At 66.3% G+C, this 24,802-nt stretch carries 35 protein-coding genes; all 35 read right to left on the reverse strand.

The annotated features are described in order from the left end of the window. Positions 1–9 precede the first annotated feature (9 nt). The gene (rpsK, locus tag ABD999_RS32395; protein WP_020542285.1) at positions 10–414 is read right to left on the reverse strand and encodes a 30S ribosomal protein S11; all 405 of its coding nucleotides are present in this window, start codon (positions 412–414) and stop codon (positions 10–12) included. A gap of 43 nt (positions 415–457) precedes the next feature. Further along, positions 458–838, reverse strand: coding sequence for a 30S ribosomal protein S13 (rpsM, locus tag ABD999_RS32400; RefSeq protein WP_148036797.1), 381 nt, complete (start codon positions 836–838; stop codon positions 458–460). A 218-nt stretch (positions 839–1,056) separates the two neighbouring features. Next, positions 1,057–1,170: a 50S ribosomal protein L36 gene (rpmJ, locus tag ABD999_RS32405; RefSeq protein WP_003956441.1), complete on the reverse strand. Its 114-nt coding sequence runs from the start codon at positions 1,168–1,170 to the stop codon at positions 1,057–1,059. 23 nt (positions 1,171–1,193) lie between these two features. After that, complete coding sequence (gene infA, locus ABD999_RS32410; protein ID WP_012887858.1) at positions 1,194–1,415, reverse strand: translation initiation factor IF-1; 222 nt, start codon at positions 1,413–1,415, stop codon at positions 1,194–1,196. Positions 1,416–1,724: 309 nt separating this feature from the next. Beyond that, positions 1,725–2,138: a hypothetical protein gene (locus ABD999_RS32415; RefSeq protein ID WP_271274680.1), complete on the reverse strand. Its 414-nt coding sequence runs from the start codon at positions 2,136–2,138 to the stop codon at positions 1,725–1,727. A 109-nt stretch (positions 2,139–2,247) separates the two neighbouring features. Beyond that, a complete protein-coding gene (locus ABD999_RS32420; RefSeq protein WP_219545098.1) occupies positions 2,248–2,673 on the reverse strand; it encodes a DUF1707 SHOCT-like domain-containing protein in 426 nt (141 codons plus the stop codon). Positions 2,674–2,693: 20 nt separating this feature from the next. Further along, a complete protein-coding gene (gene map, locus ABD999_RS32425; protein ID WP_148036794.1) occupies positions 2,694–3,497 on the reverse strand; it encodes a type I methionyl aminopeptidase in 804 nt (267 codons plus the stop codon). Positions 3,498–3,606: 109 nt separating this feature from the next. After that, on the reverse strand, positions 3,607–4,257 hold the full coding sequence (locus ABD999_RS32430) for an adenylate kinase (RefSeq protein WP_148036793.1): 651 nt from the start codon (positions 4,255–4,257) through the stop codon (positions 3,607–3,609). Next, the gene (gene secY / locus ABD999_RS32435) at positions 4,257–5,567 is read right to left on the reverse strand and encodes a preprotein translocase subunit SecY (protein ID WP_148036792.1); all 1,311 of its coding nucleotides are present in this window, start codon (positions 5,565–5,567) and stop codon (positions 4,257–4,259) included. Before secY ends, ABD999_RS32430 begins: the two co-directional genes overlap by 1 nt. Before the next feature lie 167 nt (positions 5,568–5,734). Further along, complete coding sequence (gene rplO, locus ABD999_RS32440) at positions 5,735–6,190, reverse strand: 50S ribosomal protein L15 (RefSeq protein WP_148036791.1); 456 nt, start codon at positions 6,188–6,190, stop codon at positions 5,735–5,737. 2 nt (positions 6,191–6,192) lie between these two features. After that, a complete protein-coding gene (gene rpmD, locus ABD999_RS32445) occupies positions 6,193–6,375 on the reverse strand; it encodes a 50S ribosomal protein L30 (protein ID WP_080043226.1) in 183 nt (60 codons plus the stop codon). A gap of 2 nt (positions 6,376–6,377) precedes the next feature. After that, positions 6,378–7,007, reverse strand: a complete 630-nt coding sequence (gene rpsE / locus ABD999_RS32450; protein WP_132509678.1) for a 30S ribosomal protein S5 — start codon at positions 7,005–7,007, stop codon at positions 6,378–6,380. Between the two features lie 25 nt (positions 7,008–7,032). Further along, on the reverse strand, positions 7,033–7,416 hold the full coding sequence (gene rplR, locus ABD999_RS32455; RefSeq protein WP_148036790.1) for a 50S ribosomal protein L18: 384 nt from the start codon (positions 7,414–7,416) through the stop codon (positions 7,033–7,035). 2 nt (positions 7,417–7,418) lie between these two features. Continuing rightward, complete coding sequence (gene rplF / locus ABD999_RS32460) at positions 7,419–7,961, reverse strand: 50S ribosomal protein L6 (RefSeq protein WP_148036789.1); 543 nt, start codon at positions 7,959–7,961, stop codon at positions 7,419–7,421. Between the two features lie 16 nt (positions 7,962–7,977). Continuing rightward, positions 7,978–8,376 carry a 30S ribosomal protein S8 gene (gene rpsH, locus ABD999_RS32465; protein ID WP_148036788.1) on the reverse strand — a complete coding sequence of 133 codons (399 nt, stop codon included), beginning with the start codon at positions 8,374–8,376 and terminating at the stop codon, positions 7,978–7,980. A 186-nt stretch (positions 8,377–8,562) separates the two neighbouring features. Continuing rightward, on the reverse strand, positions 8,563–8,748 hold the full coding sequence (locus ABD999_RS32470; protein ID WP_132337023.1) for a type Z 30S ribosomal protein S14: 186 nt from the start codon (positions 8,746–8,748) through the stop codon (positions 8,563–8,565). A 5-nt stretch (positions 8,749–8,753) separates the two neighbouring features. Then, positions 8,754–9,329, reverse strand: a complete 576-nt coding sequence (rplE, locus tag ABD999_RS32475) for a 50S ribosomal protein L5 (protein WP_148036787.1) — start codon at positions 9,327–9,329, stop codon at positions 8,754–8,756. Continuing rightward, positions 9,329–9,628 carry a 50S ribosomal protein L24 gene (gene rplX / locus ABD999_RS32480; protein ID WP_219545196.1) on the reverse strand — a complete coding sequence of 100 codons (300 nt, stop codon included), beginning with the start codon at positions 9,626–9,628 and terminating at the stop codon, positions 9,329–9,331. Before rplX ends, rplE begins: the two co-directional genes overlap by 1 nt. A gap of 8 nt (positions 9,629–9,636) precedes the next feature. Further along, positions 9,637–10,008: a 50S ribosomal protein L14 gene (rplN, locus tag ABD999_RS32485; protein WP_148036785.1), complete on the reverse strand. Its 372-nt coding sequence runs from the start codon at positions 10,006–10,008 to the stop codon at positions 9,637–9,639. A 258-nt stretch (positions 10,009–10,266) separates the two neighbouring features. Continuing rightward, complete coding sequence (gene rpsQ, locus ABD999_RS32490) at positions 10,267–10,566, reverse strand: 30S ribosomal protein S17 (protein ID WP_148036784.1); 300 nt, start codon at positions 10,564–10,566, stop codon at positions 10,267–10,269. Continuing rightward, on the reverse strand, positions 10,559–10,795 hold the full coding sequence (rpmC, locus tag ABD999_RS32495) for a 50S ribosomal protein L29 (protein WP_080047279.1): 237 nt from the start codon (positions 10,793–10,795) through the stop codon (positions 10,559–10,561). Before rpmC ends, rpsQ begins: the two co-directional genes overlap by 8 nt. Continuing rightward, positions 10,795–11,214 (reverse strand): 50S ribosomal protein L16, encoded by a 420-nt coding sequence (rplP, locus tag ABD999_RS32500; protein WP_148036783.1) that lies wholly within the window; start codon positions 11,212–11,214, stop codon positions 10,795–10,797. Before rplP ends, rpmC begins: the two co-directional genes overlap by 1 nt. A gap of 2 nt (positions 11,215–11,216) precedes the next feature. Then, positions 11,217–12,050 carry a 30S ribosomal protein S3 gene (gene rpsC / locus ABD999_RS32505; protein WP_148036782.1) on the reverse strand — a complete coding sequence of 278 codons (834 nt, stop codon included), beginning with the start codon at positions 12,048–12,050 and terminating at the stop codon, positions 11,217–11,219. After that, complete coding sequence (gene rplV, locus ABD999_RS32510; RefSeq protein WP_148036781.1) at positions 12,050–12,403, reverse strand: 50S ribosomal protein L22; 354 nt, start codon at positions 12,401–12,403, stop codon at positions 12,050–12,052. The genes rpsC and rplV overlap by 1 nt, the downstream gene beginning before the upstream one ends. A gap of 29 nt (positions 12,404–12,432) precedes the next feature. Then, the gene (gene rpsS / locus ABD999_RS32515; protein ID WP_030451498.1) at positions 12,433–12,711 is read right to left on the reverse strand and encodes a 30S ribosomal protein S19; all 279 of its coding nucleotides are present in this window, start codon (positions 12,709–12,711) and stop codon (positions 12,433–12,435) included. Between the two features lie 11 nt (positions 12,712–12,722). Continuing rightward, complete coding sequence (gene rplB, locus ABD999_RS32520) at positions 12,723–13,556, reverse strand: 50S ribosomal protein L2 (protein WP_148036780.1); 834 nt, start codon at positions 13,554–13,556, stop codon at positions 12,723–12,725. Between the two features lie 187 nt (positions 13,557–13,743). After that, positions 13,744–14,046, reverse strand: coding sequence for a 50S ribosomal protein L23 (gene rplW / locus ABD999_RS32525; RefSeq protein ID WP_148037290.1), 303 nt, complete (start codon positions 14,044–14,046; stop codon positions 13,744–13,746). Between the two features lie 38 nt (positions 14,047–14,084). Next, positions 14,085–14,741 carry a 50S ribosomal protein L4 gene (gene rplD, locus ABD999_RS32530; protein WP_148036779.1) on the reverse strand — a complete coding sequence of 219 codons (657 nt, stop codon included), beginning with the start codon at positions 14,739–14,741 and terminating at the stop codon, positions 14,085–14,087. Next, positions 14,738–15,391 (reverse strand): 50S ribosomal protein L3, encoded by a 654-nt coding sequence (rplC, locus tag ABD999_RS32535; RefSeq protein WP_148036778.1) that lies wholly within the window; start codon positions 15,389–15,391, stop codon positions 14,738–14,740. The genes rplD and rplC overlap by 4 nt, the downstream gene beginning before the upstream one ends. 14 nt (positions 15,392–15,405) lie before the next feature. After that, the gene (gene rpsJ, locus ABD999_RS32540) at positions 15,406–15,714 is read right to left on the reverse strand and encodes a 30S ribosomal protein S10 (protein ID WP_030912931.1); all 309 of its coding nucleotides are present in this window, start codon (positions 15,712–15,714) and stop codon (positions 15,406–15,408) included. A 261-nt stretch (positions 15,715–15,975) separates the two neighbouring features. Further along, the gene (gene tuf, locus ABD999_RS32545) at positions 15,976–17,169 is read right to left on the reverse strand and encodes an elongation factor Tu (RefSeq protein WP_219545096.1); all 1,194 of its coding nucleotides are present in this window, start codon (positions 17,167–17,169) and stop codon (positions 15,976–15,978) included. A 110-nt stretch (positions 17,170–17,279) separates the two neighbouring features. Continuing rightward, positions 17,280–19,328, reverse strand: a complete 2,049-nt coding sequence (gene fusA, locus ABD999_RS32550; protein WP_378525323.1) for an elongation factor G — start codon at positions 19,326–19,328, stop codon at positions 17,280–17,282. 90 nt (positions 19,329–19,418) lie between these two features. Continuing rightward, positions 19,419–19,889, reverse strand: a complete 471-nt coding sequence (rpsG, locus tag ABD999_RS32555; protein ID WP_055505082.1) for a 30S ribosomal protein S7 — start codon at positions 19,887–19,889, stop codon at positions 19,419–19,421. 2 nt (positions 19,890–19,891) lie between these two features. Next, the gene (gene rpsL, locus ABD999_RS32560; protein ID WP_020542315.1) at positions 19,892–20,266 is read right to left on the reverse strand and encodes a 30S ribosomal protein S12; all 375 of its coding nucleotides are present in this window, start codon (positions 20,264–20,266) and stop codon (positions 19,892–19,894) included. Positions 20,267–20,775: 509 nt separating this feature from the next. Next, positions 20,776–24,651 carry a DNA-directed RNA polymerase subunit beta' gene (locus tag ABD999_RS32565; RefSeq protein WP_271274679.1) on the reverse strand — a complete coding sequence of 1,292 codons (3,876 nt, stop codon included), beginning with the start codon at positions 24,649–24,651 and terminating at the stop codon, positions 20,776–20,778. Between the last annotated feature and the right edge of the window lie 151 nt (positions 24,652–24,802).

Consider the following 24,802-nt stretch of genomic DNA (forward strand, 5'->3'; position numbering starts at 1 on the left):
TGGGCTAATTCAGACGCGGCGGCGCTTCGGCGGCCGGCAACCGTTGTGCGGAACCGGGGTGACGTCCTGGATCGAACCCACCTCGAGGCCGGTGGCCTGGAGGGAGCGGATCGCGGTCTCACGGCCGGAGCCGGGACCCTTCACGAAGACGTCGACCTTGCGCATGCCGTGCTCCATGGCGCGGCGGGCGGCGTTCTCGGCGGCCATCTGAGCGGCGAACGGGGTGGACTTACGGGAGCCCTTGAAACCCACGTGGCCCGCGCTGGCCCAGGAGATCACGTTCCCGTTGGGGTCGGTGATCGAGACGATCGTGTTGTTGAACGTGCTCTTGATGTGGGCGTGCCCGTGAGCGACGTTCTTCTTTTCCTTGCGGCGCACCTTCTTCGGCGCGCCCTGACGGCTCTTAGGAGGCATTGCTTGCCTTCAACTCCTGAGGTCTTCGGTCCGCGGCTGTGGACTACTTCTTGCCAGGCTTCTTCTTGCCGGCCACGGTCTTCTTCTTGCCCTTGCGGGTGCGCGCGTTGGTCTGCGTGCGCTGACCGTGGACGGGCAGGCCCTTGCGGTGCCGAATGCCCTGGTAGCAACCGATTTCGATCTTGCGACGGATGTCGGCCTGGACCTCGCGGCGCAGGTCACCCTCGATCTTGAAGTTCGCCTCGATGTAGTCACGCATCGGGACGAGCTCTTGGTCGGAGAGCTGGTGCACACGCAGGTCGGGGCTCACACCGGTGGCCTGGAGAATCTCCTGGGCGCGGGTGCGGCCGATGCCGTAGATGTAGGTGAGAGCGATCTCCAGCCGCTTGTCGCGGGGGAGGTCGACGCCAACCAGGCGAGCCATGGCGGGCATTCTCCTTCGTTGTGGCGGAGGTCTTGCGCGCCACTTCCCCTCCCCATGCCCGGGGTGGAGGGCCCCGGCCTCCGACCGGGGGTCTCCCGAGTGGTCCAGGTCTCTGACGAGACCTGCCTGCCCGGGTGTGACACGCGCTTACGTTGCAGACTTCTCATGCGTCGAGCCCGCACCCTGATCGGGGCGGACTCGGAGAAGCCTTGCGGCGACTAGCCCTGGCGCTGCTTGTGGCGCAGGTTGTCGCAGATCACCATGACGCGACCGTGCCGGCGAATAACCTTGCACTTGTCGCAGATCTTCTTGACGCTCGGCTTTACCTTCATTGTCCTTTATGTCCTCAGACGTCTTATTTGTATCGGTAGACGATCCGCCCACGACTGAGGTCATAGGGGCTCAGTTCCACGACTACCCGGTCGTCCGGCAGAATCCGGATGTAGTGCATCCGCATCCGTCCGCTGATGTGGGCCAGGACCTTATGGCCGTTGTCGAGCTGCACCCGGAACATGGCGTTCGGGAGCGACTCAACCACAGTGCCCTCGATCTCGATGGCGCCGTCTTTCTTGGCCAAAATCCCTCGCGTTTCACTGATCGATCGTCTGAGGCTCCGGTTCACTAGCAGCCGCGACCTCACGCTTCGGAGAGAGCGGCGACCGGCAAGGGCCGCCGACGCGTGACAGTCTTAGTGAGCCGACAAAGAAGTGTACGGCACCATGGCGGAAAACGCGAAAACGCGCGCCAGATGTCCCGACACAACCACTCGCCAGTCTACCCGACCCTCCTACCGCCTCGGGCCGTCTTCCCCCGCGCGCCCGTACGTGATGACCCCCGGCACGACGGAAGGCCCGCCGGGGAGCGGCGGGCCTTCCTGGGCTCACGGTCAGTAGATGCGGTGCACGGCGCCGCAGTACTTGGTGGGGCCGCCCCAGCAGGTGTAGGTGTAGAGCTTCTTGATGTCCCGCTTGCTCCAGATGTGCTTGTGGGAGCCGTTCCAGCGGTAGAAGTGCTTGCCGATCTTGCCGCTCTTGTACTCGTACCGGAACCAGACGTAGCCGTGCCTGGACGTGGACTCCTTGCCGTACCACTTCGTGTAGACCTTGCCGCCCGACTTCCAGGTCTGGCCGTAGGTGTAGGCCTTCCTGTTGCTGGAGTAGTACTTGCCCCACTTGCCGGCGGTGGCGGAGGCCGCCTGCGTGGTGGCCGGCGCCGAGGCCGCCTGGGCGGCGGGAGCGAGGGCGAGACCGGTGAGGGCCATCGAACCGGCGAGAGCGGCTGCCGCAAAGACCTTGCGCATTTCATTTCCTCCGTGAGTGGTGTTTCTCGACACCGTTCACGTTAGGAATCCGCGCGGTTTCGTTCTGTGGACGAATACGCAGAGCGCACTAGTGCACAGATGGAGGCGTCTACTTCCGCTGCTTGCCGTCTCCGAAAATCGTGCTCACCAGCAGAATCGCGCCCCAGGGACCCATCACCCACAGCGGCCACGGGTAGACGAAGTCACCCGACGTGACGCTGACGATGAGCCAGATGACCCAGTTGATCGAGCTGGCGGCGGCCCACGCGCTCCAGGCGGCCATCATCCCGGGATGCATGCGGCGCGCGGGGACCTCCTGCTGAGGGATCTTGGCGGGGAGGTTGCGCAGGTCGACGTCGGGCAGGTCGGCGGTCAGCTTGGCCAGGTCGCCGTAGGTCCTGCTCTTGTAGAGCTCCTCCAGCCGCTCGTTGAACTCGTCCATGGTGATGCGGCCCTGTGCGGTGTGCTCGCGCAGCAGGGCTGCCACCCGGTCACGGTCGACGTCGGACGCGCGCATCTCGGGGCTCTGCGCCATTCCCACTCCCGGGCTCGGGTCTACGGCTGCGAAAGGCGCTCTTTGCCCCCATCAAGAGCAGTGAGCACCCAAGGACCATTATGTGTCACCGCGACGCTGTGTTCGAAGTGCGCGGACGGCTTGCCGTCGACGGTCACCACGGTCCAGTCGTCGCCCAGCACGCGGGTGCGCTCCGAACCCAGGTTGACCATGGGCTCGATGGCCAGGCACATGCCGGCCTCCATGACCGGGCCGCGGCCGGCCTTGCCGTGGTTGGCGATCCACGGGTCCATGTGCATCTCGGTGCCGATGCCATGGCCGCCGTACTCAGGCGGGATGCCGAACCTGCCCTGCGACTTGACGTACCGCTCGATCGCGTGGCCGATGTCGGAGAGATGGCGGCCGGGGCTGAGCGTCCTGATGCCGGCCCACATCGCCTCCTCGGTGATACGGATCAGCTCCAGCAGCTTCGGCTCGACCTCGCCCACCGGGACCGTGACGGCCGAGTCGCCGTGCCAGCCGTCGAGGATGGCGCCGCAGTCGATCGAGATGATGTCGCCCTCGCGCAGCTTGCGCGCCTCGGTGGGGATCCCGTGGACCACCTCGTTGTTCACCGACGCGCAGATCGTCGCGGGGAAGCCCTGGTAGCCCTTGAAGGACGGGATAGCGCCCTCGTCCCTGATCGCCTTCTCGGCGATGACATCCAGGTCGAGCGGGGTCATACCCGGCTCGACCGACCGCTTCAGCAGTTCGAGTGTGCGCCCGACCACCAGGCCGGCAGCGCGCATCTTTTCCAGCTGCTCAGCGGACTTGACCTGAATTCCATGCTTGTTTCGTTTGAACACGTACGGCACCCCCAAGGGCTTCAACGGGCAACATGGGAGCCCAATTCCCCCCACAATAGCCGCGAGGTGGCACGGACAACCGTGCCACCTCCGCGAATGGTCTGTGGTGCTACCCCAGGAAAGGACGGATCGCGTCCATGGCTCGCTGGGTGACCTCCTCGACCGGGCCCGTGGCGTCCACGCCGACCAGGATGCCTTCGTCGGCGTAGAAGTTGATCAGCGGAGCGGTCTGCTCCTGATAGACCTCCAGGCGGTGCCTGACGGTCTCCTCTTTGTCGTCGTCACGCTGGAACAGCGTGCCACCGCAGGCATCGCACAAGTCGTCCTGCTTGTCGTCGAACTCCACATGCCAGATGCGCCCGCACTGGCTGCACGTGCGCCGGCCCGCCAGCCGCCTGACCACCTCGTCGTCGTCGACCACGAGCTCCAGCACCAGGTCGAGACCCTGGCCCCAGTCGGCGAGCATCTTCTTGAGAATCTCGGCCTGGGGCACGTTGCGCGGAAAGCCGTCGAGCAGGAACCCGTCCTGCGCGTCGTCCTCCGAGAGGCGGTCACGGACCATGGCGATGGTGACCTCGTCAGGCACCAGGTCACCACGATCCATGTAGGTTTTGGCGAGTTTGCCGAGCTCCGTGCCCCCGGAGACGTTGGCACGGAAGATGTCACCTGTCGAAATCTTCGGGATGGACAGGTTAGATGCGATGAACTGGGCCTGAGTCCCTTTACCCGCTCCAGGGGGCCCGACTAGAACGAGACGCACTACCGCAGGAAGCCTTCGTAATTACGCTGCTGCAGCTGGCTCTCGATTTGCTTGACCGTGTCCAGACCGACACCAACCATGATCAGAATGGTCGCACCTCCGAACGGGAAGTTCTGGCTCGCTCCGGACACCGCGAGCGCGAAAATCGGGATCATGGAGATCAGACCCAGATAGAGCGCACCGGGGGTGGTCAGACGGTTGAGCACGAAGTTGAGGTACTCGGCCGTAGGCCTCCCCGGACGGATGCCCGGAATGAACCCACCGTACTTCTTCATGTTGTCGGCCACTTCAGTGGGGTTGAAGGTGATGGACACGTAGAAGTAGGTGAAGAACACGATCAGGAGGAAGAACGTCACCATGTAGATCGGCGTGTCGCCGGTGGCGAGGTTCTGCGAGATCCACTGCACGACCGTGTTGGGCTCCTCCGCGTTCGCGAACAGCGAGACGACCAGCTGCGGCAGGTAGAGCAGCGAGGACGCGAAGATGAGCGGGATGATGCCGGCCTGGTTGACCTTCAGCGGGATGTAGGTGGACGTGCCGCCGTACATGCGGCGCCCGACCATCCGCTTGGCGTACTGCACCGGGATGCGGCGCTGCGCCTGCTCGACGAAGACGACCGCGGCGACGATGAACACACCGATCACGAGCACGGCCGCGAAGGTGAACTTGTTCGCCTGGAAGATGTTGGCCATCTCCGACGGGAAGATGGCGACGACCGAGGCGAAGATCAGCACGGACATGCCGTTGCCGACACCGCGGTCGGTGATGAGCTCGCCCAGCCACATGATCACAGACGTGCCCGCGGTCATGATGAGGACCATGGTCACGATCTGGAAGACGTTGTCGGGGTTGATGAGGACGTTCGACTGGCAGTTCGGGAACAGCTGACCGGAGCGGGCCAGGGCGATGAAGGCGGTCGACTGCAGGACACCGAGACCGACGGTCAGGTAACGGGTGTACTGAGTGATCTTCGTCTGGCCTGACTGGCCTTCCTTCTTCAGCGCTTCCAGTCGTGGGATCACGACCACCAGCAGCTGCAGGATGATGCTCGCGGTGATGTACGGCATGATGCCGAGAGCGAACACCGAAAGTTTCAGAAGGGCGCCGCCGCTGAACAGCTGCACCATTCCGTAGATGTTTCCGTTGGCGCCTTCACGGGCCTGGTCGAAGCAGGCCGCCAGATTCTGAACGTGAACGCCCGGAGTCGGAAGTACCGAGCCGAGACGGAACAGCGCGATGATGCCCAGGGTGAAGAGCAACTTCTTGCGCAGGTCCGGCGTCCGGAACGCCCGGGTAAACGCGGTCAGCACGGTCCCTCCTGCGCGCCTATAAGGCGATGTGAGTATGCGATGGAGCGGGGGTCTGCCATCTGAGTCTCAGGTCAATCGAGCAGGACAGAATCCTGCCGTCTCGCGAACTCTAACGCACTACGCGCGTGGGGGCCCATTGTCAGAGCCCCCACGCCTCGTAATTGCTCTTACAGCTCGGTCACGGAGCCACCGGCAGCGGCGATCTTCTCCTTCGCGGTGTTCGAGAAGGCATGCGCCTGCACGTTCACCGCGACCGAGATCTCCCCGGTGCCCAGCACCTTGACCGGCTGGTTCTTGCGGACAGCGCCCTTGGCCACCAGCGCCTCGACGGTGACGTCGCCACCCTCGGGGAACAGCTCACCGAGCTTGTCCAGGTTGACGACCTGGTAGGTCGTCTTGAACAGGGCGTTGGAGAAGCCCTTGAGCTTCGGCAGACGCCTCTGCAGCGGCACCTGACCACCCTCGAAACCGAGGGGGACGGTCGTGCGGGCGCGACTGCCCTTGGTGCCGCGACCGGCGGTCTTGCCCTTCGACGCCTCGCCGCGGCCCTTGCGGGTCTTCGGCTTGTTGGCACCGGGAGCAGGACGCAGGTCGTGAATCTTGAGCGGAGCCTTGTCAGTCATGACTAGTCGACCTCTTCCACCTCGACGAGGTGCGTCACCACGGAGACCATGCCGCGAATCTCGGGCCTGTCCTCCTTGACGACGACGTCGCCGATCCGCTTCAGGCCAAGCGAACGCAGCGAGTCACGCTGGTTCTGCTTGCCACCGATCTTCGAGCGAACCTGAGTGATCTTCAGGCGTGCCACGACTAGCTCACCGCCTTCGCTGCCGCGGCCTCGGCGATACCCTCGCGCTGGGCCTTGAGCATGCGAGCCGGAGCCACGTCCTCGATCGGCAGGCCACGACGGGCGGCGATCTCCTCGGGCCGGGAAAGGCCCTTCAGAGCCGCCACGGTGGCGTGCACGATGTTGATCGGGTTGTCGGAGCCGAGCGACTTCGACAGCACGTCGTGGATGCCGGCGCACTCCAGGACCGCGCGCACCGGGCCACCGGCGATGACGCCGGTACCGGCGGACGCCGGCCGCAGGAAGACGACACCGGCCGCCTCCTCGCCCTGCACCGTGTGCGGGATCGTGCCCTGGATCCGAGGCACCTTGAAGAAGTGCTTCTTCGCCTCTTCGACGCCCTTGGCGATGGCGGCCGGGACTTCCTTGGCCTTGCCATAGCCGACGCCGACCATGCCGTTGCCGTCGCCGACGACGACGAGGGCGGTGAAGCTGAAGCGACGACCACCCTTCACGACCTTGGCCACTCGGTTGATCTTCACTACGCGCTCGATGTACGAGACGCCCTTGTCGGCGGCGCCGCCGCGGCGGTCGTCACGACGGTCCCGCCGCTCGCCACCGGTGCCGCCACCGCGACGCGGAGCTGCAGCCATCAGTGGTTCCTCTTCTCAGTTGCCATCAGAACTCGAGCCCGCCTTCGCGAGCGCTGTCCGCCAGAGCCGCGATGCGGCCGGCGTAGCGGTTGCCACCGCGGTCGAACACGACAGCGGTGATCCCGGCTTCCTTGGCCCGCTGAGCGAGGAGCTCGCCGACCTTCTTCGCCTTCTCGGTCTTGTCCGCCTCCAGCGCACGCAGCGAGGGGTCCATGGTGGACGCGCTCACCAGCGTGTGCCCGACGGTGTCGTCCACGATCTGGACGAACATGTGGCGGGTCGAGCGGTTGACGACCAGGCGCGGACGCTGGGTCGTACCGACGACCTGCTTGCGGACGCGGCGGTGACGGCGGGCCCGCGAGACGGTGCGGGCAGCCGTGTGCTTGCCGAACGCAGTCTTCGGAGCCATGCCTACTTACCAGCCTTTCCGACCTTGCGGCGGATCTGTTCGCCCTGGTAGCGCACGCCCTTGCCCTTGTACGGGTCGGGCTTGCGCAGCTTGCGGATGTTGGCGGCGACCTCGCCGACCTTCTGCTTGTCGATGCCGTCCACGTGGAACAGGGTCGGCTTCTCGACGCGGAAGGTGACGCCCTGGGGGGCGTCCACGATGACCGGGTGGCTGAAGCCCAGCGAGAACTCCAGCTGCGTCGGGCCCTTGGCCTGGACGCGGTAACCGACGCCGACGATCTCCAGGGACTTGGAGTAGCCCTGCGTGACGCCCTGCACCATGTTGGCGATCAGCGTCCGCGACAGCCCGTGCAGAGCGCGGACCTTGTTCTCGTCGTTGGGACGGGAGACCTGGATGGCGCCGTCGTCGTCGCGGCCCACCTTGATGGGCTCCGCGACCGTGTGAGTGAGCGTGCCCTTCGGGCCCTTGACCTGGACATCCTGGCCGTCGATCGTGATGTCTACGCCACTGGGCACAGGGATGGGCAGCCGTCCGATACGTGACATGCTGTGTTCCTCCCCTCTACCAGACGTAGGCGAGGACTTCCCCGCCCACACCACGCTTGCCGGCCTGCTTGTCGGTCATGAGACCGTGGGACGTCGAGATGATCGCGACGCCCAGTCCGCCCAGGACTCGAGGCAGGTTGTCCTTCTTCGCATAGACCCGCAGACCAGGCTTGGAAACCCGGCGCAGGCCCGCCAGCGAACGCTCACGGCTCGGCCCGAACTTGAGCTCCACCACGAGGTTCTTGCCGACCTTGGCGTCTTCGACGCTCCAGGCCTGGATGTAGCCCTCCTGCTGGAGGATCTCGGCGATGTGCGCCTTGATCTTCGAGTACGGCATCGACACGCTGTCGTGGTAAGCCGAGTTCGCATTACGCAGACGTGTGAGCATGTCTGCGATCGGGTCGGTCATCGTCATGGCCAGTGGCCTTCCTCGCCGCGGTTTCCAGTCGGCCGAGTGTCAGTGGAGTGCACTGCTCTGCCGGTGGACCTTCGGCGTGGTCATGGGAACCCTCGGCGAGAGCTCCCGATTTTGATGTTTACAGATATGTGCGGCGGGCGGTCGCCCGAAGGGGGCGACTCACGCGCCGCCCCCCAAGGGTAACTACCAGCTGGACTTGGTGATGCCAGGCAGCTCGCCCCGGTGGGCCATCTCACGGAAGCACACGCGGCACAGGCCGAACTTCCGGTAGACGGCGCGCGGACGCCCGCAGCGCGAGCAGCGGGTGTAGGCGCGCACCTGGAACTTCGGCTTGCGCCCTGCCTTGGCGATCAGCGACTTCTTCGCCATCTGGATCAGGCCTCCTTGAAGGGGAAGCCGAGAAGCTTGAGCAGCGCCCGGCCCTGGTCGTCGTTCTTCGCGGTGGTCACGACCGTGATGTCCATGCCCCTGGGCCGGTCGACCTTGTCCTGGTCGACCTCGTGGAACATGACCTGCTCGGTCAGGCCGAACGTGTAGTTGCCGTTGCCGTCGAACTGCTTCGGCGACAGGCCGCGGAAGTCCCTGATGCGCGGCAGCGCGAGCGACAGCAGCCGGTCGAGGAACTCCCACATGCGGTCACCGCGGAGAGTGACGTGCGCGCCGATCGGCATGCCCTCGCGCAGCTTGAACTGGGCGATGGACTTGCGGGCCCGGACGACGGCCGGCTTCTGGCCGGTGATCACGGTCAGGTCGCGGACGGCGCCCTCGATCAGCTTCGAGTCGCGGGCCGCCTCGCCGACACCCATGTTGACCTTGATCTTCACCAGGCCGGGGATCTGCATGACGTTCTCGATGCCGAACTCCTCGCGAAGCTTGGCCGCGATCTCCTCGCGGTACTTCGTCTTGAGGCGCGGCGTCGGGCGCTCGGTCTCGGTGGTCGTAGCAGTCATCAGCTGTCCTCACCCGTCTCGTCGGCCTGCTCGGCCTTCTTGTCGGCGGGCTTGTCCTTCGGGCTGTCGTCCTTGAGCTTCTTCACGTTGCTCACGTGGATGGGAGCCTCCATGGTCTGCACGCCGCCCGACTTGGCGCCACGCGGACCCTGGTTGGTCTCCTTGGTGTGCTTCTTGATCATGTTGACGCCCTCGACCACCACGCGGTCCTCGCGCGGGAGCGTGGCGATGATCCGGCCCTTGGCGCCCTTGTCCTTGCCGGCGATGACGGCGACGAGGTCACCCTTCTTCACATGCAGCTTCGGCATTACAGCACCTCCGGAGCGAGCGAGATGATGCGCATGAACTTCTTGTCGCGCAGCTCACGGCCGACCGGGCCGAAGATACGGGTGCCACGAGGGTCGCCGCTGTCCTTGATGATGACGGCGGCGTTCTCGTCGAAGCGGATGTAGGAGCCGTCGGGCCGGCGGCGCTCCTTGGCGGTGCGGACGATGACGGCCCTGACGACATCGCCCTTCTTGACGCCCGTGCTGCCCGGGAGGGCGTCCTTGACAGTGGCGACGATGACGTCGCCGATACCGGCGTAGCGTCGGCCCGAGCCGCCGAGCACACGGATGCAGAGAATCTCCTTGGCACCCGTGTTGTCGGCGACCTTGAGCCGCGACTCCTGCTGGATCACGTTGACTCCTGTTAGTCGCGCCGGTTCTCGGACGGAGGCAAGCCCCCGCCCGAGCCTGGCGGAACCCGATATGGTCTTGGTCCCCCGGCCACGAACCCGCAGGGGCCGCGCCCCGGGCCCCCTGAACCCTCAGGTTCAGAAGCCCGGAGCAGCCGCTCCTGGGGCCGCACCGCAGGCGACGCGAGGCCTGACGGCCTCGCGTCCTTGGACGCCGTCATGGGGAGTGACCCCCACGAGGCGCGGTATATCCGAGAAAACCTACTTGGCCTTCTCGAGGATCTCCACGACCCTCCACCGCTTGGTGGCGGAGAGGGGGCGGGTCTCCATCAGAAGCACACGGTCGCCCACGCCGCAGGCGTTGGACTCGTCGTGCGCCTTGTACTTGGTCGTACGGCGGATGACCTTGCCGTACAGGCGGTGCTTGACCCGGTCCTCGACGGCGACGACGACGGTCTTGTCCATCTTGTCGCTGACGACCAGGCCCTCACGGACCTTACGGAAGTTGCGGTCGCGCTCGGCGTCCGTCTCGGTGGTGCCGGTGGTCTCGGTCTCAGCCATCGCTCGTCTCCTTCTCGACCGTGACGATGCCCAGCTCGCGCTCGCGCATCACGGTGTAGATACGGGCGATCTCGCGGCGGACGGCACGCAGCCGCCCGTGGCTCTCCAACTGACCGGTCGCCGCCTGGAAGCGGAGGTTGAACAGTTCCTCCTTCGCCTCCTTCAGCTTCTGGACCAGGGTGTCCTGGTCCTCCACACGCAGCTCTCCGGCGGTCAGGCCCTTAGCCATCACGCCTCACCCACTTCACGCTTAACAATCTTGCACTTCATCGGCAGCTTGTGGATCGCGCGCTGAAGCGCCTCACGCGCGACCGTCTCGCCCACGCCGGACAGCTCGAACATCACGCGTCCGGGCTTGACGTTGGCGATCCACCACTCCGGCGAACCCTTACCGGAACCCATGCGGGTCTCGGCAGGCTTCTTGGTGAGGGGACGGTCGGGGTAGATGTTGATCCACACCTTCCCACCACGGCGGATGTGACGGGTCATGGCGATACGAGCGGACTCGATCTGGCGGTTGGTCACGTAAGAGTGCTCAATCGCCTGAATGCCGTACTCGCCGAACACGACCCTGGTGCCGCCCTTGGCGGCTCCGCTGCGGTCAGGCCGGTGCTGCTTGCGGTGCTTGACCCTGCGCGGGATCAGCATGGTCAGCTCCCTTCAGCACCCGGCTGCGCGGCCGGGCCGGTCTCGGGGGCAGCCTGCGCGGCCGCCTCAGTCCTGGGGGCGCGGTCGCCACGGCCACCGCGACGGGCACCACCGGAACGACGCGGACGGTCGCCGCCGCCCCTGCGGTCGTCCCGCTCGCGGCGCTGACCGGCGCGGGCGCCGGCAGCGGCGGCCTCACGCTCGGCGCGACTGGTCGCCGCCTCGCCCTTGTAGATCCACACCTTCACGCCGATCCGGCCGAAGGTGGTACGGGCCTCGTAGAAGCCGTAGTCGATGTCCGCGCGGAGCGTGTGCAGCGGCACCCGGCCCTCGCGGTAGAACTCCGACCTCGACATCTCAGCACCGCCGAGACGGCCCGAGCACTGCACCCGGATGCCCTTGGCGCCGCTCTTCATCGCCGACTGCATGGCCTTGCGCATGGCACGACGGAACGAGACGCGGCTGGACAGCTGCTCGGCCACGCCCTGCGCGACGAGCTGGGCGTCGGTCTCGGGGTTCTTCACCTCGAGGATGTTGAGCTGGACCTGCTTCTTGGTCAGCTTCTCCAGGTCGCCGCGGATGCGGTCGGCCTCCGCGCCGCGGCGGCCGATGACGATGCCCGGACGCGCGGTGTGGATGTCGACCTGGACGCGGTCGGTCGTACGCTCGATCTCCACCTTGGAGATGCCGGCCCGCTCCATGCCCTTCTGCAGCATGCGACGGATCGCCACGTCCTCGGCCACGTACGACTTGTAAAGCTTGTCGGCGTACCACCGGCTCTTGAAGTCGGTCGTGATGCCGAGGCGGAACCCGTGCGGGTTAACCTTCTGGCCCACTATCGGGTCCTTCCCTTCGGCTCGCGGGACTCCACGATCACGGTGATGTGGCTCGTCCGCTTGTTGATCCGATAGGCACGACCCTGAGCACGCGGACGGAACCGCTTCAGCGTCGGGCCCTCGTCGACCCACGCGCGGCTGACGACCAGCGTCTGAGGGTCGAGATCGAAATTGTGCTCCGCGTTCGCCACCGCGCTCGAGAGCACCTTGTAGATCGGCTCGCTCGCCGACTGGGGAGCGAACTGCAGCACGGCCTGCGCCTCCGAAGCGGGCAGCCCGCGAATAAGGTCCACCACGCGGCGGGCCTTCTGGGGCGTGACGCGGACGAACCGCGCCTGAGCCCTGGCTTCCATCGCTTACTCCTCTGACTTCTGAAGGCTGTCTATCGCCGGCTGCGGCGGTCTTCCTTGACGTGGCTGCGGAAGGTCCGCGTCGGGGCGAACTCTCCGAGCTTGTGGCCGATCATCGACTCGGTGACGAACACCGGGACGTGCTTGCGGCCGTCGTGCACGGCGATCGTGTGCCCGAGCATGTCGGGAACGATCATGGAGCGCCGCGACCACGTCTTGATGACGTTCTTGGTGCCCTTCTCGTTCTGCGCGTCCACCTTCTTCTGAAGGTGATCGTCGACGAAAGGACCCTTCTTAAGGCTACGTGGCATTCTGGCTGCTCCTACCGCTTCTTCTTGCTACGCCGGCGAATGATCAGGCGGTCGCTGGCCTTGTTGGGCTGGCGGGTGCGGCCCTCGGGCTTGCCCTTGGGGTTCACCGGGTGGCGACCACCGGAGGTCTTGCCCTCACCACCACCGTGCGGGTGGTCGACGGGGTTCATGGCGACACCGCGGACGGTCGGGCGCTTGCCCTTCCACCGCATGCGGCCGGCCTTGCCCCAGTTGATGTTGGCCTGCTCGGCGTTGCCGACCTGACCCACCGTCGCGCGGCAGCGCACGTCGACCATGCGCATCTCGCCCGAGGGCATACGCAGCGTGGCGTACTGGCCCTCCTTGGCGAGCAGCTGGATCTGCGCGCCGGCGGAGCGGCCGAGCTTGGCGCCGCCGCCCGGACGGAGCTCCACCGCGTGGATGAAAGTACCTGTCGGGATGTTGCGCAGCGGCAGGCAGTTGCCCGGCTTGATGTCGGCCCCGGGGCCGTTCTCGATGCGGTCGCCCTGCTTGAGGCCGGTCGGCGCGATGATGTAGCGCTTCTCGCCGTCGGCGTAGTGCAGCAGCGCGATATTGGCGGTGCGGTTGGGGTCGTACTCGATGTGAGCGACCTTGGCCGGAATGCCGTCCTTGTCATGCCTGCGGAAGTCGATGATCCGGTAGGCGCGCTTGTGACCGCCGCCCTGGTGGCGAGCGGTGACCCGGCCGTGTACGTTACGGCCGCCCTTACCGTGAAGGGGTGCAAGCAGCGACTTCTCGGGCGTGCTGCGGGTGATCTCGGAAAAGTCCGAGACACTCGCCCCGCGGCGACCCGGAGTCGTCGGCTTGTACTTACGGATGCCCATCTTTTTCGTTCATCCTTCGTCGGAATCCAGCTCCAGAGAACTGGATCTCTTGTGTCACCGCCGGTTCCCGCCCGCGGCCCCTGACCTCGGAGCCGCGGGTCTCGAACCGGCGATACGTGCAGAGCACCCCACCCGCGTCGCCGACGGCGACCCCGGGGGGATCGCGGGGAGCAGCGCCCCCCGCGGGTCAGCCGATCTGACCGAAGATGTCGATCCGATCGCCCTCGGCCAAGCTCACGATCGCGCGCTTGGTGTCGGGACGCTTACCGAAACCGGTGCGGGTCCGCTTGCGCTTGCCCTGCCGGTTGATCGTGTTCACCCCGGTGACCTTGACCCCGAAGATCTTCTCCACCGCGATCTTGATCTGCGTCTTGTTCGCGGTGTTCCTCACCAGGAACGTGTACTTGTTGTTCTCGTCGATCAGGCCGTAGCTCTTCTCGGAGACCACCGGCTTGATGATGACGTCGCGCGGGTCGGAGACCCGCTCCATGGTCGTCTTACGGGCGACCGGCTGACCGGTGTTGTCCATCAGGCGTCTTCCTTCTCAGTGCGAGCGCCCTCCGACAGCCGGGCCACGACCTGGTCGTACGCCTCCTGCGTGAAGACCACGGCGTCGTTGCAGAGCACGTCGTAGGTGTTGAGCTGCCCGGAGTCCAGCAGGTGGACCTCCGGCGCGTTGCGCAGGCTCAGCCAGGTCATCTCGTCGTCCTCGTCGACCACGACGAGCACGGACCTGGCCTCGGTGATGGCGCGCAGCGCCTGCAGGGCCGCCTTGGTCTTCGGCGTCTCGCCGTCGACCAGGCTGCTCACCACGTGGACGCGGCCCGCGGCCGCCCTGTCGGACAGGGCGCCACGCAGCGCGGCGGCCTTCATCTTCTTGGGCGTCCGCTGCGAGTAGTCGCGCGGCACCGGACCGTGGACGACGCCACCGCCGGTGAACTGCGGCGCACGGGTCGAGCCCTGACGGGCGCGGCCGGTGCCCTTCTGCCGGTACGGCTTCTTGCCGCCACCGCGAACCTCGCCGCGGCTCTTGGCCTTGTGCGTGCCCTGCCGGCGCGCCGCCTGCTGGGCCACCACGACCTGGTGGATCAGCGGGATGTTGACCTTCGCGCCGAAGATCTCGTCAGGCAGCTCGACGGAGCCGGTCTTGGCGCCGCTCGCGTCGAGCACGTCGATGCTGGTCACTTCGCGGCCCCCTTCTTGGCAGCGGTGCGGACGAGGACCAGGCTGCCGTTGGCGCCCGGAATCGCACCCTTGATCAGGATGAGACCCTTCTCGGCGTCCACGGCGTGAACCTTGAGGCTCTGCACAGTCGTGCGGACGTTACCCATCCGCCCCGCCATGCGCAGGCCCTTGAATACACGGCCCGGGGTGGCGCAGCCACCGATGGAACCCGGCGACCGGTGCTTGCGCTGCGTACCGTGCGACGCGCCCAGACCACCGAAGCCGTGACGCTTCATCACACCGGCGAAGCCCTTGCCCTTGCTCTTGCCCGTCACGTCGACGAACTGGCCGGCTTCGAAGGTGTCGGCCAGCAGCTCCTGGCCGAGGGTGTAGTCGCTCGCGTCGTCGGTGCGGATCTCCGCGAAGTAACGGCGCGGGGTGATGTCGTGCTTACGCAGGTAGTCGCCGAGCGGCTTGTTGACCTTCCGCGGGTCGACCTGCCCGTAACCGAGCTGGATGGCGGAGTAGCCGTCCTTCTCGGCGCTGCGGACGCGGGTCACCACGCACGGACCGGCCTCGACCACGGTCACCGGAACCAGCCGGTTGTCCGTGTCGAAGACCTGGGTCATGCCGAGCTTCTTGCCCAGGACGCCCTTGATCGTCTTAGCCATGTCAGTGCGTTCCCTCAGAGCTTGATCGAAATGTCGACGCCCGCGGGGAGGTCGAGCCGCATGAGCGAGTCGACGGTCTTGGGCGTCGGGTCGATGATGTCAATCAACCGCTTGTGCGTACGCATCTCGAAGTGCTCGCGGCTGTCCTTGTACTTGTGCGGCGAGCGGATGACGCAGTACACGTTCTTCTCGGTCGGCAGCGGCACCGGGCCCGCGACCTTCGCGCCAGTCCGCGTCACCGTCTCGACGATCTTCTTGGCCGAAACGTCGATGACCTCGTGGTCATAGGCCTTAAGCCGGATGCGGATCTTCTGTCCCGCCATAGTGGCCTCGGTGTCCTTCGCTGTCGTCAGAAAAAGTATCGTGCGGCTTGTGCCGCTGTTCAGTGCGTGGCCCCACGAGCAGACGCGTGTGATCTGCCTTTTCTTCCGTGATCCGGCAGTTACTTCGGTCGTTGCCCCGAAGCCACTGCTGAATCACGGCTTTCCCGTGGTGCCCGGGCCGGGCCGCCTCGCGGCCGCCCGCCCCGTTCGTGGTGTGGCGGCCGGCCCCTCCAGGAGGCCGGCCGCCGCCCCGCGGTCGTGCTACTTGATGATCTTCACGACCCGGCCGGCGCCGACGGTGCGGCCACCCTCACGGATCGCGAACTTCAGGCCTTCCTCCATGGCGATGGGCTGGATCAGCTCAACGCGCATTTCGGTGTTGTCGCCCGGCATGACCATCTCGGTGCCCTCGGGGAGGTTCACCACACCGGTCACGTCAGTCGTACGGAAGTAGAACTGCGGGCGGTAGTTGTTGAAGAACGGCGTGTGGCGGCCGCCCTCGTCCTTGGACAGGATGTAGACCTGGCCGGTGAACTCGGTGTGCGGGGTGGTCGTGCCCGGCTTGATGATGCACTGGCCGCGCTCGACGTCGTCGCGCTTGATGCCGCGGAGCAGCAGCGCGGCGTTGTCACCGGCGTGGCCCTCGTCGAGCATCTTGTTGAACATCTCGATGCTGGTGACGGTGGTGGTCGTCTTCTCCGGCTTGATGCCGATGATGTCGACCTGCTCGTTGACCTTGACGATGCCGCGCTCGATACGACCGGTGACGACGGTACCGCGACCGGTGATCGAGAAGACGTCCTCGACCGGCATGAGGAACGGCTTCTCCGTCTCACGCGGGGGCTCGGGGACGTTCTCGTCGACGGCGTTCATCAGCTCGACGATGCTGTCGGCCCACTTCTCGTCGCCCTCAAGAGCCTTGAGCGCGGAGACGCGGATGACGGGCAGGTCGTCGCCGGGGAACTCCTGAGCGGACAGGAGCTCGCGCACCTCGAGCTCGACGAGCTCCAGGATCTCCTCGTCGTCCACCATGTCGGACTTGTTGAGGGCCACGACGATGTAGGGGACGCCGACCTGGCGGGCCAGGAGGACGTGCTCCTTCGTCTGCGGCATCGGGCCGTCGGTGGCGGCGACCACGAGGATGGCGCCGTCCATCTGAGCGGCACCGGTGATCATGTTCTTCACGTAGTCCGCGTGACCGGGGCAGTCGACGTGCGCGTAGTGGCGCTTCTCGGTCTGGTACTCGACGTGCGAGATCGAGATCGTGATGCCGCGGGCCTTCTCCTCCGGCGCCTTGTCGATCTTGTCGAACGGCGTCGCGGCGTTCAGCTCGGGGAAACGGTCGTGGAGCACCTTGGTGATCGCCGCGGTCAGTGTGGTCTTACCGTGGTCGATATGCCCAATGGTGCCGATGTTCATGTGCGGCTTTGTCCGCTCGAACTTGGCCTTGCCCACTGGTTCTCTCCTTGAGAATCTGACTGACTTTCGTCTGCACACTCGGGCCCGGGTGTTCCCGAACCCCTAGGCGGCGGGACGGCTCGCACCGTCCCGCCAGGGACCGGGAACTATTCGCCCCGGGCCTTCGCGACGATCTCCTTGGCGATGCCCGGGGGCACCTCCGAGTAGGAGTCGAACTGCATGCTGTAGCTCGCCCGCCCCTGCGTCTTGCTACGCAGGTCACCCACGTAGCCGAACATCTCAGACAGCGGCACGAGCGCCTTGACGACGCGGGCGCCGGCCCGCTCGTCCATCGCCTGGATCTGCCCCCGGCGACCGTTGAGGTCACCGATGACGTCACCCATGTAGTCCTCGGGCGTGGTGACCTCGACGGCCATCATCGGCTCGAGGAGCACGGCATCAGCCTTGCGCGCGGCCTCCTTGAAGGCCATCGAGCCGGCGATCTTGAACGCCATCTCCGAGGAGTCGACGTCGTGCGCGGCACCGTCCTGGAGCGTCACCTTCACGCCCACCATCGGGTAGCCGGCCAGCACGCCGAACTCGGCGGCCTCCTGGGCGCCCGCGTCGACCGACGGGATGTACTCCCGCGGCACGCGACCACCCGTGACCTTGTTCTCGAACTCGTAACCGTCGTTGCCCTCGCCCAGCGGCTCCAGGTCGATGATGACCCGCGCGAACTGACCGGAACCACCGGTCTGCTTCTTGTGGGTGTAGTCGACCTTCTCCACCTTGCGGCGGATGGTCTCGCGGTAGGCGACCTGCGGACGGCCGACGTTCGCCTCGACCTTGAACTCGCGGCGCATCCGGTCGACCAGGATCTCGAGGTGGAGCTCGCCCATCCCCCAGATGACGGTCTGGCCGGTCTCCTCGTCACGGCGGACCTGGAAGGACGGGTCCTCCTCGGCCAGCCGCTGGATCGCGGTCGACAGCTTCTCCTGGTCGCCCTTGGTCTTGGGCTCGATCGCGACGTTGATGACCGGAGCCGGGAACGTCATCGACTCGAGCACGACCTGCTTGACCGGGTCGGACAGGGTGTCGCCGGTGGTGGTGTCCTTCAGGCCCATCACCGCGACGATCTGCCCGGCGATCGCCGACGAGCGCTCCTCGCGCTTGTTGGCGTGCATCTGGTAGATCTTGCCGATCCGCTCCTTCTTGCCCTTCACAGAGTTGACGACCTGTGAACCGGCCTCGAGCGTGCCCGAGTAGATGCGGATGTAGGTGATCTTCCCCAGGTGCGGGTCGCTGGCGATCTTGAACGCCAGAGCCGAGAACGGCTCCTTCGGGTCGGCGTGACGCTCGACCGCGGTGCTCTCGTCGCCGACCGCGTGGCCCTTGATGGCGGGGATGTCGGTCGGCGCCGGCAGGTAGGCGACGATCGCGTCGAGCAGGGGCTGCACGCCCTTGTTCTTGAACGCGGTGCCGCACAGCACCGGGTTGACGGCGCCCGACAGCGTGGCGCGGCGCAGCGCCGCCACCAGCTGCTCCTCGGTGGGCTCGGTGCCCTCGAGGTAGAGCTCCATCAGCTCGTCGTCGTTCTCCGCGACGGTCTCGACCAGCTTGTCGCGCCACTCACGAGCGGCCTCGGCGTGGTCGGCCGGGATGTCGACGGTGTCGTACATCTCGCCCTTGGCCGCCTCGGCGCTCCAGATGAGGCCCTTCATCCTGATGATGTCGATGACGCCCTTGAAGTCGGCCTCGACGCCCCACGGAAGCTGGACGACGGCCGGCGTCGCGGCCAGCCGGGTGATCATCATGTCGACGCAGCGGTGGAACTCCGCGCCGACGCGGTCCATCTTGTTCACGAAACAGATGCGGGGGACGTTGTAGCCGTCTGCCTGACGCCACACCGTCTCCGACTGGGGCTCGACACCCGCGACACCGTCGAAAACGGCCACGGCGCCGTCGAGGACACGCAGCGAACGCTCCACCTCGATGGTGAAGTCGACGTGGCCCGGGGTGTCGATGATGTTGATCGTGTGACCGTCCCAGCTACAGGTGGTCGCGGCGGACGTGATCGTGATGCCGCGCTCCTGCTCCTGCTCCATCCAGTCCATCGTCGCCGAGCCCTCGTGGGTCTCGCCGATCTTGTAGTTGATGCCGGTGTAGAACAGGATGCGCTCGGTCGTGGTGGTCTTGCCCGCGTCGATATGGGCCATGATCCCGATGTTGCGGACCTTGGCCAGGTCAAGTGCGGTCGTGGTGGCCACTTTCTTCGCGTCCTCGTCGTCTCGTCGAACCCGCCGGGGTTACCAGCGGTAGTGGGCGAAGGCCTTGTTGGACTCGGCCATCTTGTGGGTGTCCTCGCGCTTCTTCACGCTCGCCCCGAGACCGTTGCTGGCATCGAGGAGCTCGTTCATCAGGCGCTCGGTCATGGTCTTCTCGCGGCGGGCCCGGGAGTACTGCACCAGCCAGCGCAGCGCCAGGGTGGTGCTGCGCGCGGCGCGCACCTCGACCGGCACCTGGTAGGTCGCGCCACCGACGCGGCGGCTGCGAACCTCGAGGGTGGGCTTGACGTTGTCGAGCGCACGCTTGAGGGTGACGACCGGGTCGTTGCCCGTCTTGTCCCTGCAGCCCTCAAGGGCGCCGTAGACGATCGACTGCGCGATGGAGCGCTTGCCGTCAAGAAGCACCTTGTTGATCAGGGCGGTGACCAGCGGGGAGCTGTAAACCGGGTCAGCCATGAGCTGACGGCGGCCAGGAGAACCCTTGCGAGGCATAGTTAGCTCTTCTCCTTCTTCGCGCCGTAGCGGCTACGGGCCTGCTTGCGGTTGCGGACACCCTGGGTGTCGAGCGAACCACGGATGATCTTGTAGCGAACACCCGGCAGGTCCTTCACACGACCGCCACGCACGAGCACGATGGAGTGCTCCTGCAGGTTGTGGCCCACACCGGGGATGTAGGCCGTGACCTCGATGCCGTTGGTGAGCCGCACACGGGCCACCTTGCGCAGGGCCGAGTTGGGCTTCTTCGGGGTCGTGGTGTAAACGCGCTGGCACACACCGCGCCGCTGCGGACTCCCCTTGAGGGCAGGAGTCTTGGTCTTGGAGACCTTGTCCTGCCGGCCCTTGCGGACCAACTGCTGAATAGTGGGCACTGCCACTCCGTTTCGTGCCTGGCCGGTGTTACGTCAGTTGTGCAATTCGCAGGTGCTGCCGGTGTCATGACCTGCGAATTGTCCTTGCCTCCACGCCCCCGCGCTCGGGCGTGTCGCGCTGTTCGCACCGACACATCCACGAGGACTACGAGCTAGGAAGCCGACCTGCGCTGCCATTGAAGAGCGCACGATCGAGAGCCCGCAAACTACGGGCACGATGGTCCAGGTTACCAGGACCTCGCGACACGTCAAAACGCCGCGACTAGGCTCGGAAGCCTTGTCGCTCCGGGTGTCGCGCGGTCCATCCCACCAGAGGCCCGGCTACTGCTCGCGCCTCATGATATAGCGAGATCTGGTCTGCTGCCGACCATACCAAGAACATCCCCCGACGGGCAGATGACGACTTCGCGCTCCCCCGTACGCGCGACCCTCCGTGCGGGGGAAGAGGGCGGGAACGAGCGAGCGCCCGGGCCCTCCTTCGAGGGGCCCGGGCGCTCGCCTGTGGCTCGTTACCGGTTGTACTGACCGAAGTCGTACTCCTCCAGCGGCACTGCCTCGCCGCTGCCGGTGCCGAACGTGTAGTCGGCCGCGGAGCCGTCGTAGCCGCCCACGGTGTACATGGCGGCCTTGGCCTCCTCGGTCGGCTCGACCCGGATGTTGCGGTACTGGGGCATGCCCGTGCCGGCCGGGATGAGCTTACCGATGATGACGTTCTCCTTCAGGCCCAGGAGCGAGTCGGACTTGGCGTGGATCGCCGCGTCCGTCAGGACCCTGGTGGTCTCCTGGAAGGAGGCCGCCGACAGCCAGGACTCGGTGGCCAGCGACGCCTTGGTGATGCCCATGAGCACCGGGCGTCCGGCCGCCGGGCCGCCGCCCTCGGCGACGGTCTCGCGGTTGATGAGCTCGAACCGCGGCCGCTCGACGAGCTCTCCGGGCAGCAGGTCGGTGTCACCGGACTCGAGCACGTTCACGCGCTTGAGCATCTGCCGCACGATGATCTCGATGTGCTTGTCGTGGATCGACACACCCTGCGAGCGGTAGACCTGCTGGACCTCCGCCACCAGGTGCAGCTGCACGGCCCGCGGGCCGAGGATGCGCAGCACCTCGTTGGGGTTGACCGCACCGGCCACCAGCTGCTGGCCGACCTTGACGCGCTCGCCCTCGGAGACCAGCAGACGCGACCGCATCGACACCGGGTAGGCGATCTCCTCGGAGCCGTCGTCCGGGACGATGACGACCTTGCGCGCCTTGTCGGTCTCGTCGATGCGGACCCGGCCCTCCGCCTCGGAGATCGGGGCGACACCCTTGGGGATGCGCGCCTCGAACAGCTCCTGGACTCGGGGCAGACCGTGGGTGATGTCGGCGCCCGCCACACCACCGGTGTGGAAGGTACGCATCGTCAGCTGCGTGCCGGGCTCACCGATCGACTGGGCGGCGATGATGCCGACCGCCTCGCCGACGTCCACGAGCTTGCCGGTCGCCAGCGAGCGGCCGTAGCAGGTGGCGCAGACACCGATCTTCGCCTCGCAGACGAGCGCGCTGCGGGTGCGGACGGTCTCGACGCCGGCCTCGACCAGCTTGGTGACGTGGATGTCGTTGATGTCGACACCCGCCGCCACGACGACCTTGCCGTCGACCTCGACGTCCTCGGCCAGGATGCGGCCGTGCACGTTGGACTCGGCGTTCTCGGCCTTGACCAGGTTGCCCGAGATGTCGCGCTCGCCGACGGCCAGCGGGACAGCACGGTCGGTGCCGCAGTCGATCTCGCGGACGATGACGTCCTGCGCCACGTCCACCAGACGCCGGGTGAGGTAACCCGAGTCGGCGGTGCGCAGCGCGGTGTCGGCCAGACCCTTCCGCTGTCCGTGGGTGGAGATGAAGTACTCCAGCACCGACAGGCCCTCGCGGAACGAGGCCTTGATCGGCCGCGGGATCGTCTCACCCTTGGTGTTGGACACCAGGCCGCGGATGCCGGCGATCTGACGCACCTGCATCTTGTTACCGCGGGCGCCGGAGTTGACCATCATCCAGACCGGGTTGGTCGCCGGGAAGGCGTTGACCATGTCGGTCTCGACGTCGGCCGTGGCGTGGGTCCAGATCTCGATGAGCTCCTGGCGGCGCTCCTCGTCGGTGATCAGACCGCGCTCGTACTCACGCTGCACCTTGTCGGCGCGGCGCTCGTAGTTCTCCATGATGTCGGTCTTGTTGGGCGGCGCGACGACGTCCTCGATCGAGATCGTGACGCCGGAGCGGGTCGCCCAGCGGAAGCCGGCGTCCTTGAGCGCGTCGAGCGAGTTGGCGACCTCGATCTTCGGGTAGGTCTCGGCCAGCTCGTTGACGATCGTGGACAGCTGCTTCTTGCCGACCTGGAAGTTGACGAACGGGTAGCTCATCGGCAGCGTCTGGTTGAACAGGCAGCGGCCGAACGTCGTCTCCAGACGGATCGGGTCGCCCTGCTCCCAGCCCTCGGGCGCGACCCAGTCACGCGGCGGCAGGACATCCTTGAGCCTGATCTGGATCTTGGCCTGGATGTCGAGCTCGCTGCGGTCGAAAGCCATCTGCGCCTCGGCGACGGAGCCGAACACGCGGCCCTCGCCCAGCGCGCCCTCCTTCATGGTGGTCAGCCAGTAGAGGCCGATGACCATGTCCTGGGTGGGCATCGTCACGGGCTTGCCGTCGGCCGGCTTGAGGATGTTGTTGGTCGAGAGCATCAGGATGCGTGCCTCGGCCTGGGCCTCAGCCGACAGCGGCAGGTGCACGGCCATCTGGTCGCCGTCGAAGTCCGCGTTGAACGCGGTGCAGACGAGCGGGTGGATCTGGATGGCCTTGCCCTCCACGAGCTGCGGCTCGAACGCCTGGATGCCCAGACGGTGGAGCGTGGGCGCGCGGTTGAGCAGCACCGGGTGCTCGGTGATGACCTCTTCGAGCACGTCCCACACGACCGGGCGGGCGCGCTCGACCATCCGCTTGGCGGACTTGATGTTCTGGGCGTGGTTGAGGTCGACCAGCCGCTTCATCACGAACGGCTTGAACAGCTCCAGCGCCATCTGCTTGGGCAGGCCGCACTGGTGGAGCTTGAGCTGCGGGCCGACGACGATGACCGAACGGCCGGAGTAGTCGACGCGCTTGCCCAGGAGGTTCTGGCGGAACCGACCCTGCTTGCCCTTCAGCATGTCGCTGAGGGACTTGAGTGGCCGGTTGCCGGGACCGGTGACCGGGCGGCCGCGACGGCCGTTGTCGAACAGCGCGTCGACGGCCTCCTGCAGCATCCGCTTCTCGTTGTTCACGATGATCTCGGGCGCGCCGAGGTCGAGAAGCCGCTTGAGGCGGTTGTTGCGGTTGATGACCCGGCGGTACAGGTCGTTCAGGTCGGAGGTCGCGAACCGGCCACCGTCGAGCTGCACCATCGGGCGCAGGTCCGGCGGGATGACCGGGATGCAGTCGAGGACCATGCCGCGCGGCGAGTTGGTGGTGTTGAGGAACGCCGACACCACCTTGAGCCGCTTGAGCGCACGGGCCTTCTTCTGGCCCTTGCCGCTGCGGATGGTCTCGCGCAGGTTCTCGGCCTCGGCGTCGAGGTCGAAGCTGACGAGCCGGTCCTGGATGGCCTGCGCGCCCATGCCGCCCTTGAAGTAGCGGCCGAAGCGGTCGCGCATCTCGCGGTAGAGCAGCTCGTCGCCCTCGAGGTCCTGGACCTTGAGGTTCTTGAAGCGGCTCCAGACCTCCTCCAGCCGGTCCAGCTCACGCTGGGCCCGGTCACGGAGCTGGCGCATCTCGCGCTCGGCGCCCTCACGGACCTTGCGGCGCTGGTCGCCCTTGGCGCCGGCGGCCTCCAGCTCGGCCAGGTCGCCTTCGAGCTTCTTCTGCCTGGCCTCGATGTCGGCGTCTCGCCGCTGCTCGATGTGCTGCCGCTCGACGGAGATCTTCGCCTCCAGCGAGGGCAGGTCACGCTCACGCATCTCGGTGTCGACCTGCGTGATCATGTAGGCCGCGAAGTAGATGACCTTCTCCAGGTCCTTCGGGGCCAGGTCGAGCAGGTAGCCGAGGCGCGAGGGAACGCCCTTGAAGTACCAGATGTGCGTGACCGGAGCGGCCAGCTCGATGTGGCCCATCCGCTCACGGCGCACCTTGGCACGGGTCACCTCGACGCCGCAGCGCTCACAGATGATGCCCTTGAACCGGACGCGCTTGTACTTACCGCAGTAGCACTCCCAGTCGCGGGTCGGGCCGAAGATCTTCTCGCAGAAGAGCCCGTCCTTTTCCGGCTTGAGGGTCCGGTAGTTGATGGTCTCGGGCTTCTTGACCTCGCCGTGCGACCACTGACGGATGTCGTCGGCCGTCGCCAGCCCGATCCGAAGCTCGTCGAAGAAGTTGACGTCTAGCATTTTGTGCGATCTCCCCCTCAGACTTCTTCCACGCTGCTCGGCTCACGCCGGGACAGGTCGATGCCGAGCTCCTCCGCGGCGCGGAAGACGTCCTCGTCGGTGTCGCGCATCTCGATGGACATGCCGTCGCTGGAGAGCACCTCGACGTTGA

Origin of the sequence: Nonomuraea ferruginea, from assembly GCF_039540635.1 — a bacterium.
Classification (GTDB): domain Bacteria; phylum Actinomycetota; class Actinomycetes; order Streptosporangiales; family Streptosporangiaceae; genus Nonomuraea; species Nonomuraea ferruginea.